The organism is Aureimonas sp. Leaf427, assembly GCF_001425485.1.
Classification (GTDB): Bacteria; Pseudomonadota; Alphaproteobacteria; order Rhizobiales; family Rhizobiaceae; genus Plantimonas.
Genome location: NZ_LMQW01000001.1, coordinates 301,745 through 317,176 on the forward strand (window position 1 = coordinate 301,745; position 15,432 = coordinate 317,176).

Genomic DNA, 15,432 nt, shown 5'->3' on the forward strand with positions numbered 1-15,432 from the left:
CGCCGAAACCTATGGGGGCCGGGGGCCGTTGTCACGCTTCCCGCCAACGCGCTCGATCGGACCACCGCATGGATCTCGGAATCAAGGACAAGGTCGCTCTCATCACCGGCGCCGACGGCGGCATGGGATTTGCCACGGCGCAGATCCTGGCGGCGGACGGCGCCAAGCTCGTTCTCACCGACCGGAGCCGGTCTGCCCTGGCCGAGCAGGCGCTCCTGCTCGGAACCGAGACGCTGTGCATCGCCGCCGACGTCACCAAGCAGAGCGAGGTGGACGGCGTGGTCGAGGCCGCGACCGAGCGCTTCGGGCGGATCGACATCGTGGTGCACACGGCCGGCATCACCGGCGCCAAAGGGCATCCGCTCGAGATGAAGGACTCCGACTACGAGGAGGCCTGGCGGACCGACTTCCTGTCCGCCGTCCACGTCGCGCGCGCCACCTTTCCGCAGATGCGCGAGCGCCGCTGGGGCCGATTCGTCTGCATCGCCTCCGAAAACGCGGTGCAGCCCTATTGGGAGGAGGCGACCTACAACGTCGCCAAGGCGGCGCTCGCGACCTTCGTGAAGAACCTCTCCTACAGGGAGGCCGAGCACGGCATTCTCTGCAACACGGTCTCGCCCGCCTTCATCGCGACCGACATGACCGACGAGATGATGAAAAAGCGCGCCGAGGAACGCGGCACCTCCTTCGAGGAGGCGGTCGAGAGCTTTCTCGAGGAGGAGCGGCCGGGCATCGTTCTGAAGCGCCGGGGCCGGGCCGAGGAGGTCGCGGCCGTCATCGCGCTGCTCGTCTCCGAACGCGGCTCCTTCGTCAACGGCTCCAACGTCCGCGTCGACGGCGGCTCGGTCCAGTCGGTCCAGAGCTGAGACCGGCGAACGCCCGAAACGAAGACGCCGCCCCTTTCGGAGCGGCGCCTCGGTTTTTGTCAGGTATCAAGTGGGAACCGGTTATCCCTGAGAAACTCGAGCGGGACCGGTCAGTTCTTCTTGACGTCTTCCAGCCAGAAGCGGCCGAGCGGGTTCTGGTAGAAGCCTTCGATATTGGCGCGCGTCACGTTGATATAGGGGCTGTAGTAGAGGTCGATCCAGTTGACGTCGTCCTTCGCCGTCTTCTGCAGCTCGACATACATGGCCTCGCGCTTGACCGGATCGGCCTCCGTGCGCGCCTTGGCGACGAGGTCCTTCACCGCGTCGTTCTTGTAGCGCGTCATGTAGTTGAGGTTCGAATCGTGGCCGAGGACGAAGGTCGTCTTCTGGTCGGGATCGAGCACGTCGTTCGTCCAGTAGCCGACCGCGACGTCGAAATCGCCGGCGACGAACATGTCCCACTGCGAGGCGGCGTCCACCTTGTTGATGTTGACGGAAACGCCGGCGGCGGCGAGCTGCTGCTGCATGAGGACGGCGATCTGCTCGTCCACCTCGTCGCCCGCCTTGACGTTGTAGTCGAGCGTCAGGTCCGTGGCGCCGGCGGCCGCCAGCATTTCCTTGGCCTTTTCGGGCTCGTAGGGACGGCGAAGATTGTCGGCGTAATAGTAGAGCGCGCCCTTCGGAACGTAGGAGTTCGCGACCTCGCCGATGCCGAAGGTCACGGCATTGACGATCGCCTGCTTGTCGATCGCCATGTCCAGCGCCTGGCGCACGGCTTTGTCGGCGAGCTTGCCCTTCTCGTGATTGATAAGAAGCGCGTCCTCGCGGGTGGACGTGTCGAGGGAGACCTTCAGATTGGCGTCGGTCTTTAGCTGCTCGACGCGCGAGAAGGGAACGAAGATCGCCGCATCCAGCTCGCCCGCCTGCACGTTCAGCATGCGCGTGTTGTCGTCGGGCACCGAGATCCACTCGACGCCGTCGAGGCTGACCTTGTCGGCGTCCCAGTAGTTCGGGTTCTTCTCCAGGATGACCCGGTCGCCCCGGACCCATTCCTTCACGGAGAAGGCGCCCGAGCCGATCGGCGCGGAGGCGAACTCGGCCCCCTTGGCCTCGACCACGGCTTTGGGAAGAACCGAGACGTTGGGCAGCGCGAGCGAGGCGAGGAAGGGCACGGAGGGCTCCTTCAGCTTGACCACCAGCGTCTTCGGATCGCTGGCCACGGCCGATTCCACGACCGAATAGGACGAGGTCCAGAGCGAGGCCGGATCGTCGCGGATGCGCAGGAGCGAGAAGGCGGCATCCTCGGCGGTCACCGGCGAGCCGTCCGAGAACTTCGCGTCGCGCAGCTTGAACGTGTAGGTCAGCTTGTCGTCGGAAACGGTCCAGCTCTCCGCGATGCCCGGCTCGAGCTTGGTGCCCGTCTTGTCGACGCGCACGAGCACGTCGAAGACGTTGGAATAGACCCAGTTGTCGACGTTCTGGGCGGTGGCGATCGGATCGAACGTGGTGGAATCCTCGCGCCGCCCGATGGTGAGAATGCCGGCGGCCTCGGCGATCGAGGTGCCGAGGGTCAAAGCGGCGAGCACGGTCGCGGCGAGAAGGCGGGCCTTGGATCGGGTCATGCGGATATCTCCAGGGTTTGATGGCGGGCAGGCGTCGGGGAGGGCGAAAGAAGGGTGCCGGGCGCCAGGATGCAGGCCCAGCCATGGCCGTCGCGGCGCGCCAGGATCGGCGGGGCGCCGGTCCGGCAGGGCTCCTCGGCATGGGCGCAGCGCGGATGGAAGGCGCAGCCGTCGGGCAGCGCCATCGGGCTCGGCGGCTCGCCGCCCATGGCCGCGTCTGGCAGGCGCATATCCGGGTCGATCTCCGGAATCGCGGCGATGAGGGCGGCCGTATAGGGATGGCGCGGGGCGGCGAAGACGGCCTCCGTCGGCCCCTCCTCCACGATCCGGCCGAGATACATGACCGCGACGCGGTCGCAGAGCCGGCGCACGATGGCCAGATCATGCGCGATGAAGACGAGCGTCAGGCCGATCCGCTCCTGCAGGTCCAGGAAGAGGTTGATGATCTGGCCCTGGATCGACACGTCGAGCGCGGCGATGCACTCGTCGGCGATGACGAGATCGGGCTCCACCGCGAGCGCGCGCGCGATGCCCACCCGCTGGCACTGGCCGCCGGAGAGCGCGCGCGGCCGCCGGTCGCCGAGCGCGGGATCGAGGCCGACCAGCGACAGGAGCTCGGCGACGCGCGCCGCCTCGCCGCCGCGCGGAACCTTGCCATGCACGCGCAGGACCTCCGCCAGCGTCTCGTTGACAGTGAGGCGCGGGTTCAGCGAATTGGCGGGGTCCTGGAAGACCATGGCGGTTCGCCGCCGAAGCGTCGCCAGCGCGGCGCGCCGGCCGTCGGAAACGCGGATGCCGTCGAAGGTGACATGGCCGGAGCCGACCTTTTCCAGCCCGAGCAGCGCCCGCCCGAGCGTGGACTTGCCCGAACCGCTCTCGCCGACGATGCCGAGCGTCTCGCCCCGCCGCACGCTGAGCGAGACGCCGTTCACCGCGCGCACCTCGCGCTTGGAGAGCCCCAGGAACCCGCCGCCGGGCGCCGTGAAGCTGACCGTCACGTCGTCGGCCTCCAAGATGGGCGCCTCGGATGCGGGCTCCGGGGAGCGATGCGGCTTGACGATCCTCATGGCCGGATCTCCGCCGCCGCGGACAGGCCGGCCGGATGGAAGCAGGCGACGTCGTGTGCCGGACCGAAGGCGGCGAGCGGCGGCTGGGCGCTCCGGCAGTCCTCGGCCGCGCTCGGGCAGCGCGGATGGAACCGGCAGCCCGGCGGCATGGCGCCCGGCGAGGGCGGCTGGCCCTCGATCGTGCGAAGCCGCCTCAGACCCGCGCTCGACGCCGGCTGGCAGGCGACGAGCCCGGCCGAATAGGGATGGCGCGGCGCCAGGAGCACCTCGCGCTTCGGCCCGCTCTCGCAGAGCCGGCCGGCATAGAGGACCGCGATCCCGTCGCAGAGCTGGGAGACGACGCCGAGATCGTGCGTGACGAAGATGATGGAAAGCCCCCGCCGGTCGCGCAGGTCCTGGAGAAGCCGGAGGATCTGCGCCTGCACGGTCACGTCGAGCGCAGTCGTCGGCTCGTCCGCGATGAGGAGTTTCGGATCGGAGGCGAGCGCGACGGCGATCATGGCGCGCTGGCGCATGCCGCCGGAGAATTCGTGGAGATAGGCCTTCGCCCGCTGCTTGGGATCGGGAATGCCGACCTGCCGCAGAAGCTCCACCGCCTCCCCGTCCGCCTCGCGCCGCGAGAGACCCTTGGAATGGCGCACGGTCTCGGCGATCTGCGCGCCGATGCGCATGACGGGGTCGAGATGGCTCGACGGGTTCTGGAAGATCATGCCCATGCCGCGCCCGCGCAGCTTGGCAAAATCGGGTTCGGCGAGCCCGCCGATCTCCGCGCCGTCGAAGCGGACCCGGCGCGCCTCGATCGCCAGCGTCTCCGGCAGAAGCCGCATCAGCGCCCGGCATGCGACCGTCTTGCCCGATCCGCTCTCGCCGACGAGGCCGAGGATCTCGCCGCGTCCGAGCGTGAAGGAAAGCTCGTCGACGATGCGCCGCTCGGCGCCCCCGACATGGGCCGCGACGGTGAGGCCCTCGACCTCCAGGAGGATCGACCCGCTCATGCCCGCTCTCCCAGGACCTCGCCGAGCCCGTCCGCGACGAGGCTGAAGGCGAAGGCGAGCGTGACGATGGCAAGGCCGGGAAAGGCCGATATCCACCAGGCGCGCGAGATGAAGGCCTGCCCCTCCGCGACCATGATGCCCCATTCCGCCGCCGGCGGCTGAACGCCGAGCCCGAGATAGGAGATTGCCGCGCCCGACAGGAGCACGAGCACGCAGTCGGACATGGCGAAGACGATCGAGGCGGTCAGCGCGTTCGGCAGGAGATGGCGGAACATGATGCGGGCATGGGAGAAGCCGAGAGAGCGGGCGGCAAGCGCGAAGTCGCTGTTCTTGAGGACGAGGATCTGCGCCCGCACGAGCCGCGCATAGGAGACCCAGCCGACCAGCGCCATGGCGATGAAGAAGCTCTGCAGGCCGGGCCCGAGGATGGTGATGACGGCAAGCATCAGGACCAGGAACGGGAAGGCGATGACGACGTCGACGATCCGCATGAAGACCGTATCGACGAAGCCGCCGAAATAGCCCGCGATCGTGCCGACCGCCGTGCCGATCGCGAAGGGGAAGACCACGCCGAAGACGGCGATCTGGAGATCGACCCGCATGGCCGCGACGACGCGGGAGAGAACGTCGCGGCCGTAATTGTCGGTGCCGAACGGATGGAGGAGAGAGGGCGGCGAGAGCCGCGCGGTCGCGTCCTGGAAGATCGGATCGTAGGGCGCGACGAGATCGGACAGGAGCGCGACGAGGACGAAGGCCAAGAGCATCGCGAGGCCCGCCGCGAGCGGCACGGGAAGCCCCGCGATCCGCCGCGACGGCCGCGCCCGGGCGACCGCGAGCACCGCCGGCGAGGGCGCGAGCGCGCTCACAGCTTCACCCGCGGATCGACCGTGACGGTCAGGATGTCGGCGGTGAAGTTGACGATGACGGTCGCGACCGCAAAAGCCATGGCGACGCTCTGGACCACCATGTAGTCGCGCGAGAAGATGGCGCGCACCAGGAGCTGCCCCATGCCCGGAATGGCGAAGACCTGCTCCACCACGACCGTGCCCCCGATCAGCCAGCCGATGTTGACGGCGAGGAGGTTGAGCGTCGGCAGGATGGAGTTGGGCAGGACGTGGCGGCGGAAGATGATCCGCTCCGGCAGGCCCCGGGCCCGCGCCGCGAGCGCCACGTCCGAGCGCATCTGCTGCACCAGCGTGGCGCGCAGGCTGCGCGTCAGCACCGCCGAGAGCGAGAGCGCGATGGTGAGCCAGGGCAGGACCATGTGATGCAGCTTCTCGGGCAGCGTGCGCCCGTAGCCCGAGACGGGGAACCAGCCGAGACCGACGCTGAAGAGGATGATCAGCATGATCGCCAGCCAGAAGTTCGGCAGGCCCAGCCCCGCCGTCGAGAAGAAGCGCACGGCGCTGTCGGCCAGACTCCCCGGCCGCTGCGCGGACAGCGAGGCGAGCGGCACGGCGATCAGGAGCGAGAGGAGGACGGCGCCCGCGACGAGGACCAGCGTCGGCTCGATGCGCTGGAGGACGAGGCCGAGCACGTCGATCTTGTAGAGAATCGAGCGCCCCATCTCGCCCTGGAAGAGGTTCTTGAGGAAGTAGACATATTGCATCGCCAGGGACTGATCGAGCCCGAACTCGGCGCGCACCCGCGCCAAGGCCTCCGGCGTCGCCCGCGTGCCGAGAATCAGCCGGGCGGGATCGCCCGGGATCGAGCGCACGAGCACGAAGGTGATCACGCTGATCCCGAAGAGGACCGGGATCATCTGCAGCGGACGCTTGAGGACGAAGCCGTAGCGATGCATCTCTCAGATGGCTCCCCTCAGATCCGCCATCCTCATCAGCCGCGCCCGCCCCGACGCTTCAGGAAGTCGATGAGGACGGGGAAGAAGGCGTCGGGCTCCTCGAAGAAGGGCATGTGGCTGGAATTGGGGAAGACCTTGATCTCGGCATCGGGCAGCGCGCGGTGCATGCGCATGGCGCAGGCCGGCGTCAGCTCGTCGTGCTGGCCGACGGTGACGAGCGTCGGAACCGTGATCCGGTGCATGTCGGGCACGCGGTTCCAGTCCTTGAGATTGCCCGTATAGGTGAACTCGTTCGGCCCCTGGATCGTCTCGTAGGGCCCCATGTTCCAATCGTCGAGCGAACGGCGGACGGGCGCGGGCCATTCCGAAAGACGGCAGACATGGCGGTAGTTGAGGACCGTGATGGCGCCCTGGTATTCCGGGTGGTCGAGCGTGCCCTCCGCCTCGTGCCGCTGCATCATGGCGGTCGTCTCCGGCCCCAGCGCCTCGCGCAGCCGGTTCAGCTCGCCGACGAGATGGGGAATGTCGGCGGCGGTGTTTTCGAGGACCAGCGTCTTCAACGCGTCCGGATGCGTCAGCGCGTATTCCACCGAGAGCCAGCCGCCCCAGGACTGGCCGATCAGGTGGACCTTGCCGAGGCCGAGCGCCTGGCGGACGGTCTCGACCTCCGCGACATAGCGCGTGATCGTCCAGAGCGCGGGATCGGTCGGCCGGTCGGACCGGCCGGTGCCGAGCTGGTCGAAGGCGACGACGCGGTAACCCTCGTCGATGAGGCAGGAATGCGAATCGCGAAGATAGTCGCAGGGCAGGCCGGGGCCGCCGTTGAGCAGGAGCACGACGTCGTCGCCCGAGCCGAAGGAATAGGTCACGACCTTGCCGCCCTCGACCTCGACCTCTTTCGTCTCGTCCGGCTGGATTTCACGCCACATGCCAAGCTTCCGTCGTTCGATTTCGCCTTCGTGAAGACCTTAGTCGACCGACGCCGGCCCGCGTAAGCTATCAAAAACGATAGGGTCGAGCAGGAGTGCTTGCACAAAGCCGCCTATAATGTGACCATGCCTCATCGACAGGCATAGCCTTTAAGCGACGGCGATGGCACGACATATCTCCTATTACGAAGAGCTTCTCGAAGGCGCCGCCACGATCGACGGCAAGCTCGACCGGGCCAAGGCCGAGATGGAGCATCTCGGCCTGACCGCGCTGATCTACGACTACACGCCCGTGACCTTCTCCCACACGGGCGACCTGATCACGCCGTCCTTCTTCGGCATGCGCGACGTGCCGGAGGATATGTCGAAGCTCTGGTCGGACAGCGGCTTCTACCAGATCGACCCGGTGCAGCAGCTCGCCCTGCGCTCGGCCAAGCCCTTCGTCTGGAGCTATCGGCCGGAAGACGAGACGGTTCTGGCGCGCACGATCACCGATCTCCACGCGCCCGTCGTCGGCTATGTCCGCGACACCCGCATCACCTGCGGCATGACGGTGCCGATCCACCTTCCGCGCGGCGACTGCGCGACGGTGACGGGCATCCGCCACGACGCCTCGAGCGGCTTCGACCGCGAGGCGCAGGAGTTCCTCGCCGACTTCGCGATTCTCGCCCATGTGCTGCACGAATCGGTGGAGCCGCTGTTCGGCCCGGGCGAGCGCGCCTCGCGCGCCGCACGTCTGACCCCGCGCGAGACCGAATGTGTCCGCTTCTCGGCCGAGGGCCTCTCGGCCAAGGAGGTCTCGCTGAAGATCGGCCGCTCCGAGCCCACCGTCCAGATGCACCTCAACGCCGCCGCCCGAAAGCTCGACGCCCGCAACAAGGCCCAGCTCATGGCCCGCGCCGCCCATTACCGCCTGCTTGCCTGAGTCTCTCGCCGTCGAGCTCTGCGCGCCTGCCGCATGACGGCGCTCGAAGGCGTGAGCACCTCTGGACCAGGCGACACAGCTCCCTGACCGAACGCATCCGCGTCTCGAAGCTAAAGCGGCTCGGAAGGACCATCCGTCACCCATTTCCGAAGTGCGGCGTTGAGGCGGGTCTGCCAGCCCTTGCCGCTTGCCCGAAGCGCTTCGGCGACGTCGTGATCGACGCGGATGGTCAGACGCTCCTTCGGGTGGACGAGCGGCGGCCTTCCGCGCCGGACCAACACGCCATTCTCATGAAGATCGGCGCGTTCGAACATTTCATCGGTCCATTCCGGCGCGTCGTCGGGATCAACCCAGCCGATCGCGGACTTTTCTGGCTTCGCGTTCATGGCAGTGCCTCATGGAAATGACGTGCCGTCCCTCGCCGCGCGGCGTCCACACGATCATCACGACGCGCCCGGCGAGGAGGCCGTAGGTCTGGAAACGCGCTTCGCCATAGTCGAACCGGTCGTCGCGAAGATCGAGCGTACGGCCGGCGAACACCTCTCCGGCCTCGGCGAAATCGAGACCCCGTTCGATCAGGGTTCGGTCACGCTTGGCGGGATCGAACGTGATGTCCATTCGAATTCTTGTGCCGACATTATGCATCGGCGTCAAACATTATCGTGCGCACAATATCTTCGGTTCGACCGAGAGGACAGAGATCGGCGACGCGGGAGTGGCGCATCGGATCATCTGCTCGAACATGCGCAGGACGCCATCATCGATCGCGGGATCGCAATCGAAGAGATCAGCCGGCGTATGGCAGAGCGACGAGAAGGCTCTCTTACGGCACGACAAACGACTCTGGATGATGAGGGTGGCGAATGGCGGTCCACATCTTGCCACGCTCGTGTCGCCCGAAGCGGCCGAACCTTCGGGAATACCGTTCGAAATCGATGGCGTCAGATGTCAGCATGGACGCAACAGAAAGCCTCGCCTAGGGCGATCGACACCACGCTATCGTACCGAGAACACCGTGGCTTTATGGTACGGTTGGGTGGGTTCGAACCACCGACCTCTGGAGCCACAATCCAACGCTCTAACCAACTGAGCTACAACCGCACACCAAATGCCCGCGGGCATTGCGTGGTCCCCATAAAATCTTTCGCTCCTTCGCGCAAGCGATAAGCGGCTCCGCGGGCGAAAGACGGGTGGGAAAATGCGATGGGGCCGGTGCGTGCGCCGCCCGGCCCCATCCGATCGATCCTCGAAGAGAGGACCCTCTTAGTAGGACTTCGCCGAGTCCGTCGCCTTCTGGAAGGCTTCGCGGCCGGGCTTCATCAGCTCCTGGGCGACCTGCTGGGCGAGCGACTGGATGTCCTTGGACTGGTCGGTCGCAAGCTCCACCTGCTTGCGCAGGTACGAGGTCTGCAGCTCGATGACCTCGGAGAAGGACTTGGCCGCCATCAGCTTGTCGAGGTGCTGGAAGCCGACCTCGGCATTGTTGCGGAGCGCGTCGATCGCCTTCTTCGACAGCTGGAGCGAACCCTGATGGGCGCTTTCCAGGGTCGTCTCGAGCGTCTTGGTCGCGTCGTCGGCGGCCGACTTCATGCGCGAATAGGCCTCCTTCGACTGCTCGACGGACTTCTGCGTCATCGCGCGGAAGGTCTCGGTCATCTTGGAAGGGTCCATCATGGATTGTGCGGAACCCATGAACTCCTGCGCGTTGCGCAGAGAAGCTTCGCCGGCGGCCTTGGCTGCGTCCGACGCCTGGTTGAAATCCTGCTCCGACATGGCTGCATCTCCCTAAACTCGTTGAAATCAGTGCCAGATTGGGCGTTTTGCGGGCCCACCCACCCTAGAACGAGCCCACGTTTACCAACGTTCATTGTGCAATGCAACATAGAAGCTTCCTTGCCCTCTTTCGGTTGCATTCGGGATTAACCCTTTCGAAAGGGAATGGTGCCGCAGGAACAGTTGATTCTGGCCAGCGAAGCGTCGCGTCCCTATTAAGGTCATGTTAAGCAAATCCGGCATCCGGCCGCAGAAACCGCATGGATCCGCACCGATGACGACGAGGACGACACCTTCGACGAGCGAGATCGTCGCCGATGCGAGCCTGCGCGACGCAGCGCTGGCCGGCGCGGCCGTGATCGCTCTCGACGTCGAGTTGAACGCCGTTCTCTTCGCGGATGCAGCAGGCCGTGCGATCGTCGGCCCGCCCGGAGCGGCGGCGACGCCGACCCTGCGGCAGGTCCGCTCCGCCGCGCGGCAGCTGGCGGAAGCCGGCCACGCCCGCGTCTCGCTGCGCCAGTCGACCCGCGCCGGCACGAAGATGATCGAGGCGGCGCTCATGCTTCGCCCGGCGGATGGGGCCCGCGCGCCCTTCGTGCTCCTGACCATCCCCGATCTCGGCCGGCCGCTCGACGACGCCGATCTCGTCGCGGCCGTGGCTCCGCCCGAAAGCGCGGCCTGCACCTTCGTCGAAGGCCTCCTTCATTACGCGACGGCCTCTTTCGACGCCGCCTCCGGCAGCGCTCTCGCCGCCGATGTCGCCGCCTTCGAGGCCGGCGAGGACGCGATCGCGACGCGGGATGCGGGCGAGATCCGCTGGACGCTCGTGCGCGCCCCCTTCGGCCGCACCGTCGCCTGGGCCGAAGCCCGCCCGGCGCCGGCTGCGGAGGTTCCAGCGCCTGAACGCCTGCCTTCGCAGGCGCCGGCCTCGCTTCCATCGGCCGAAGCCCCCGAGGCATCGGCGGGGTTCGCGACCTTTTCCGTCAAGCGCGCGAAGCTCGGCGAGCGCCGGCCCGGCATGTCGATGGGCGCGCTCCTCGAGCGCTGGCATTCGCGCGGCCCCGAAGCGCCGGCGGAGCGCACCGGGCCGGAGACCGGATCGGCCCTGCCGGACGCAACCGAGCGGACGGACGCGCCAGCAACGACCGCAGAGGAAAACCCCGCCGAGCTTTCGAGCCCGGCCGTGCTCGACGCGCTGCCCGGCGAACAGGCGCAGCCGGATGTGCAGGAGCTTGAAGACGATACGCCGCTCGACGTGATCGCCAGCGAGCCGGCGGACGACGAGACCCCGGCGGATCGGGAGACGCTGGACGCCGCAGACGGCGCGGAAGCGCCGGTTGTCCCGCCGACGACAGATGCGGACATTTCCACAGCGGCCGAACCGTCGGACCAGCCGGACACGACGCTGGCTTTGGAAGCGCCGGCCCCCATCGCCGAACCGGCTCTCGCAACCGATGCCGCGCCCGAAGAAGCGCGCGACGGCAGCGCGCCGGTGCGCAGCGTGGCTGCCGCAGGTGCGCCTGCCTTCGTTCCGCGTTTCGACGTGCCGCCCGTGCGCTTCGTCTGGCAGATCGACCGCGAGGGCGCGTTCCGCTTTCTCTCGCCCGATTTCGCCGGCGCGGTCGGCCCGAACGCGGCCGATGTCGTCGGGCGCAGCTTCGCGACCGTCTCCAAGGTCTTCGGATTCGACGAGACGCGCGAGATCGCGCGCCTTCTGGAGCGGCGCGACACTTGGTCCGGCCGCACCATCTTCTGGCCGATCGAGGGCAGCGACCGCAAGGCGCCGGTCGATCTGGCGGCCCTCCCCGTCTATGGCCGCGACCGCAGCTTCGACGGCTTTCGCGGCTTCGGAATCGTCCGGCTCAACGAATCCGTGCCGGACGAGGAAGGCCTCGGCCTGCATCTGACGCAAGGCCCCGCCCCCGCGCGCGACGATGCGCCGGACGCGACCTGCGGCGACGAAGCGCCGGCCGCAGAGCCGCCGCGCGAGAAGCCGTTCCTGCGCCGCTTCGAGGCGGAAAGCTTCGGCCGCCGGGTGGAACCGCCCGTCGAGCCCGAGGCCGCACCCGAGGCGGACTCGGCGCAGAAGGTCATCCGCCTGGAAGAGCGTCGGCGCCCCCGCGAGGGCGTGCTGTCGACGGCCGAGGAGGCCGCGTTCCGCGCCATCGGCGCCAAGCTCGGCAGCAAGGCGGAAGCCGAGTCTCCAGGCGCGCTGCGCTTCGAGGAGCCGGCTGTTCCCGAACAGGCGCCCGAAGACGCCGCCGGGGCACCTTCGCCGCAGATGGCGAAGGCCGGAACGGGCGCTGCCCTGTCCTCCGCCGTGACCGATCCGATCGAGCCTGCGCTCGAAGCTTTGTCGGAAAAGCTCGCTCGGGCCGAGGCGGAAGCCGATCGTCGGCTGGCCTCCCGCAAGCCTCCCGCCGAAACGGACGCGCCTCCCGCACCTGTCGAGGACACAGCGGCGCTCGACGCGCCCCTGGCGGCCGCGGAGCCCCAGCGCCTCGACGTCGCGGCAGAGGCCGGCGAGTCCTCGACCGCATCCGGTGAGGTTTCCGCCGGTCTGCCGGACGGTGCGGCAAGCGCCGTCGAAGCGCTTGCGTTCGAACCCGCCGCAGGCGCCGAAGCCCGCGAAACCGCACAGGACCTCGACGAGGACGACGAAGACGAACCGCCGCTCGACGTCGCGGTCTTCGAGCGCCTTTTCGCCGGCCTGCCTCTGGCCGTCCTCGTCCAGGTTCGCGAGACCACCGTCTACAGCAATGCCGAATTCGCGCGCCTCACCGGCCATGCCGATGCCGAGGCGGTGGAGGCGGCGGGCGGACTGGATGCGCTGGTGCTCGACCGGCAGGGCGAGGGCACGCTGGCGCTCGTGCGCGCCGATGGCGAGGTCGTGGAAGTGCGCGCGCATATGCAGCGGATCGCCGAAGGCGGCCGCTCCGCGCTGCTCATGTCCTTTCTCAGCGTCGCGGACGAGGAAGCCGCGGCCATCCCCGCGCTCGAGGACCTGCGCCAGGAGGTGGAGGAGCTCCAGGCCGTGCTCGACACGGCGACGGACGGCGTCGTCCTCCTCGACAGCAGCGGCAATATCCGCGCCATGAACGGCTCGGCCCACGCCCTTTTCGGCATCGGCGTGGACGAGGCCTTCGGCCGGCACCTGTCCAGCCTCTTCGCCCACGAGAGCCAGAAGGCGACCGTCGACTATCTGGACATGCTGCGCGACGACGGGATCGGCGGCATTCTCAACGACGGGCGCGAGGTCATCGGGCGCGTCTCGCAGGGCGGCTTCATTCCGCTCTTCATCACCATCGGCCGCCTCACCGGCGAGCGCGGCTGGTGCGTCGTCATCCGCGACATCGCCCATTGGAAGCGGATCGAGGAGGACCTCGTCAACGCCCGCCGGCAGGCCGAGGCCGCGAGCCTCCACAAGAGCCGCTTCCTGGCCAATATCAGCCACGAGCTGCGCACGCCGCTGAACGCCATCATCGGCTTCGCCGACGTCATGTCCTCGGAATGCTTCGGCCCGATCGGCAACGAGCGCTATCTGGAATATCTCGGCGACATCAAGCGCTCGGGGCACCACGTCCTCGACCTCGTCAACGACCTCCTCGACATTTCCAAGATCGAGGCCGGCAAGGTCGATCTCTCCTTCGAGGCCGTCTCGCTGAACGAGGTCATCTCCGAGGCCGTGTCGCTGATGCAGCCGCAGGCGAACCGGGAGCGCGTGATCGTGCGCTCCAACCTGCCCTCCTCCGTGCCTCCCGTCGTCGCCGACCGGCGCACCATGCGCCAGATCGCGCTGAACCTTCTGGCCAACGCCATCCGCTTCACGCCGGCGGGCGGGCAGATCATCGCCTCCACCACCTATGCGGCGGAAGGCGACGTGCTCCTGCGCTTCCGCGACTCCGGCATCGGCATGACCGAGCGCGAGATCGAGCTGGCGCTGACGCCCTTCCAGCAGGTCCATGCGCCCAGCGCCAACCGCGGCGAGGGAACCGGCCTCGGCCTGCCCCTCACCAAGGCAATGGTCGAGGCGAACCGCGCCTATTTCTCGATCCAGTCGACGCCGGGCGAGGGAACTCTGGTCGAGATCGTCTTCCCGGCTCCGCGCGTCCTCGCGGAGTGAGGCCGCCGGTCGGCGCCGGATGCGGAGGCGAGGCAGCGATCCGAAAAGCCTCTCCGAAACATGAGCTTGTGCGGCAACTTGGAATAGCTCCAATTTAGAGCCATTCCAAGTATTTGAAATCACTGATAATTCAATCTTCTCAAGCTTGCGTCGCGGCTCACGATCCGTCATGTCGCCAGGGTCGCCGCTGAACGCGGCCCTCTCGTCGCCGAGGAGATTTCGACATGACGACCCGATTCAAAGGCTTTCGCCGCAGCCTCGTTCTGGCCGCGCTCGCCTCGTCCCTGGCCGCTGGCACGGCCGCTGCCGCCGACGTCAACATCTACACCTCGCGCCAGCCCGCGCTGATCCAGCCTCTTCTCGACGCCTTCACCAAGGAGACGGGTCTTTCGACGGCCGCGATCTTCATCGACAAGGGCCTGCAGGAGCGCATCGCCGCCGAGGGCGCCAACTCGCCCGCAGACGTGATCATGACCGTCGATGTCGGCAATCTCGACGCCGCCAAGAAGGCCGGCATCGTCCAGCCCCTGACGAACGAGACGCTGGAGAAGAACATTCCCGCCGAGTTCCGCGACACGGACAAAGAGTGGTTCGGCCTCACCGCCCGCGGCCGCGTGATCTACGCCTCCAAGGACCGCGTGAAGGAGACCGCGATCACCTACGAGGAGCTCGCCGATCCGAAGTGGAAGGGCAAGCTCTGCACGCGCTCCGGCCAGCATCAGTACAACGTCGCCCTGATTGCGGCCTATATCGCCCATCACGGCGAGGAAGCCGCCAGGACATGGCTCACCGGCGTGCGCGACAATCTCGCCCGCAAGCCCGAGGGCGGCGACCGCGACCAGGCCAAGGCGATCGCGGCCGGCGAATGCGACGTGGCGCTCGGCAACACCTACTATGTCGGCCTCATGCAGACCAACGAGAAGGAGCCGGCGCAGAAGGACTGGGCGAAGGCGATCAGCGTCGTCATGCCGACCTTCGACAACGGCCGCACCCATGTGAACATCTCCGGCATCGCGCTCGCCAAGAACGCGCCGAACAAGGAGAACGCCATCAAGCTGATGGAATATCTCTCCGGCGACGAGGCGCAGCGGATCTATTCGGAGATCAACTACGAATACCCGCTGGAGCCCGGCATCGCGGTTTCCGACGCGGTGAAGGCCTTCGGCGATCTGAAGCCGGACACGCTGCCCTTGGCCGAGATCGCCAAGTTCCGCACCAAGGCCTCCGAACTCGTCGACGCCGTCGGCTACGACGACGGCCCGCAGAGCTGATCGCTCCGCCGACATGAGATGAGAGACGCACCGGCGCCCGGCGGCTCGACCGCCCCGGGC

Annotated in this window: 13 protein-coding genes and 1 tRNA gene; 4 read left to right on the forward strand and 10 right to left on the reverse strand. The window is 67.6% G+C overall.

Features of this window, described 5'->3' with window-relative positions:
- The first annotated feature begins 68 nt into the window (after positions 1-68).
- A complete protein-coding gene (locus tag ASG62_RS01245) occupies positions 69-866 on the forward strand; it encodes an SDR family NAD(P)-dependent oxidoreductase (protein WP_056694556.1) in 798 nt (265 codons plus the stop codon).
- Positions 867-976: 110 nt separating this feature from the next.
- On the opposite strand, the gene ASG62_RS01250 is transcribed toward ASG62_RS01245, so the two are convergent.
- The 6 genes from ASG62_RS01250 to ASG62_RS01275 all read right to left on the reverse strand — a co-directional run bounded on the left by ASG62_RS01250 (position 977) and on the right by ASG62_RS01275 (position 7,280).
- The gene (locus ASG62_RS01250) at positions 977-2,488 is read right to left on the reverse strand and encodes an ABC transporter substrate-binding protein (protein ID WP_056694554.1); all 1,512 of its coding nucleotides are present in this window, start codon (positions 2,486-2,488) and stop codon (positions 977-979) included.
- Entirely contained in the window at positions 2,485-3,555 is a 1,071-nt protein-coding gene (locus ASG62_RS01255; protein ID WP_082537188.1) for an ABC transporter ATP-binding protein, read from the reverse strand. Before ASG62_RS01255 ends, ASG62_RS01250 begins: the two co-directional genes overlap by 4 nt.
- Positions 3,552-4,550, reverse strand: a complete 999-nt coding sequence (locus ASG62_RS01260; protein WP_056694552.1) for an ABC transporter ATP-binding protein — start codon at positions 4,548-4,550, stop codon at positions 3,552-3,554. Before ASG62_RS01260 ends, ASG62_RS01255 begins: the two co-directional genes overlap by 4 nt.
- On the reverse strand, positions 4,547-5,314 hold the full coding sequence (locus ASG62_RS01265) for an ABC transporter permease (RefSeq protein WP_082537229.1): 768 nt from the start codon (positions 5,312-5,314) through the stop codon (positions 4,547-4,549). The genes ASG62_RS01260 and ASG62_RS01265 overlap by 4 nt, the downstream gene beginning before the upstream one ends.
- A gap of 98 nt (positions 5,315-5,412) precedes the next feature.
- Positions 5,413-6,351: an ABC transporter permease gene (locus tag ASG62_RS01270; protein WP_056694550.1), complete on the reverse strand. Its 939-nt coding sequence runs from the start codon at positions 6,349-6,351 to the stop codon at positions 5,413-5,415.
- A 35-nt stretch (positions 6,352-6,386) separates the two neighbouring features.
- Positions 6,387-7,280, reverse strand: a complete 894-nt coding sequence (locus ASG62_RS01275) for a proline iminopeptidase-family hydrolase (RefSeq protein WP_056694548.1) — start codon at positions 7,278-7,280, stop codon at positions 6,387-6,389.
- Between the two features lie 163 nt (positions 7,281-7,443).
- On the opposite strand from ASG62_RS01275, the gene ASG62_RS01280 reads away from it, so the two are divergent.
- Complete coding sequence (locus ASG62_RS01280; protein WP_056694547.1) at positions 7,444-8,205, forward strand: LuxR family transcriptional regulator; 762 nt, start codon at positions 7,444-7,446, stop codon at positions 8,203-8,205.
- 110 nt (positions 8,206-8,315) lie between these two features.
- On the opposite strand, the gene ASG62_RS01285 is transcribed toward ASG62_RS01280, so the two are convergent.
- The 4 genes from ASG62_RS01285 to ASG62_RS01300 form a co-directional block, all read right to left on the reverse strand.
- On the reverse strand, positions 8,316-8,591 hold the full coding sequence (locus ASG62_RS01285) for a BrnA antitoxin family protein (RefSeq protein ID WP_056694546.1): 276 nt from the start codon (positions 8,589-8,591) through the stop codon (positions 8,316-8,318).
- Positions 8,551-8,823 (reverse strand): BrnT family toxin, encoded by a 273-nt coding sequence (locus ASG62_RS01290; RefSeq protein ID WP_056694544.1) that lies wholly within the window; start codon positions 8,821-8,823, stop codon positions 8,551-8,553. The genes ASG62_RS01285 and ASG62_RS01290 overlap by 41 nt, the downstream gene beginning before the upstream one ends.
- Before the next feature lie 406 nt (positions 8,824-9,229).
- Positions 9,230-9,306 (reverse strand) — tRNA-His (locus ASG62_RS01295).
- A gap of 162 nt (positions 9,307-9,468) precedes the next feature.
- Positions 9,469-9,978 carry a phasin gene (locus ASG62_RS01300; protein WP_082537187.1) on the reverse strand — a complete coding sequence of 170 codons (510 nt, stop codon included), beginning with the start codon at positions 9,976-9,978 and terminating at the stop codon, positions 9,469-9,471.
- Positions 9,979-10,252: 274 nt separating this feature from the next.
- On the opposite strand from ASG62_RS01300, the gene ASG62_RS01305 reads away from it, so the two are divergent.
- Entirely contained in the window at positions 10,253-14,101 is a 3,849-nt protein-coding gene (locus ASG62_RS01305) for a histidine kinase dimerization/phospho-acceptor domain-containing protein (protein ID WP_056694542.1), read from the forward strand.
- Between the two features lie 224 nt (positions 14,102-14,325).
- Entirely contained in the window at positions 14,326-15,372 is a 1,047-nt protein-coding gene (locus ASG62_RS01310; RefSeq protein ID WP_056694541.1) for a Fe(3+) ABC transporter substrate-binding protein, read from the forward strand.
- The last annotated feature ends 60 nt before the right edge of the window (positions 15,373-15,432 follow it).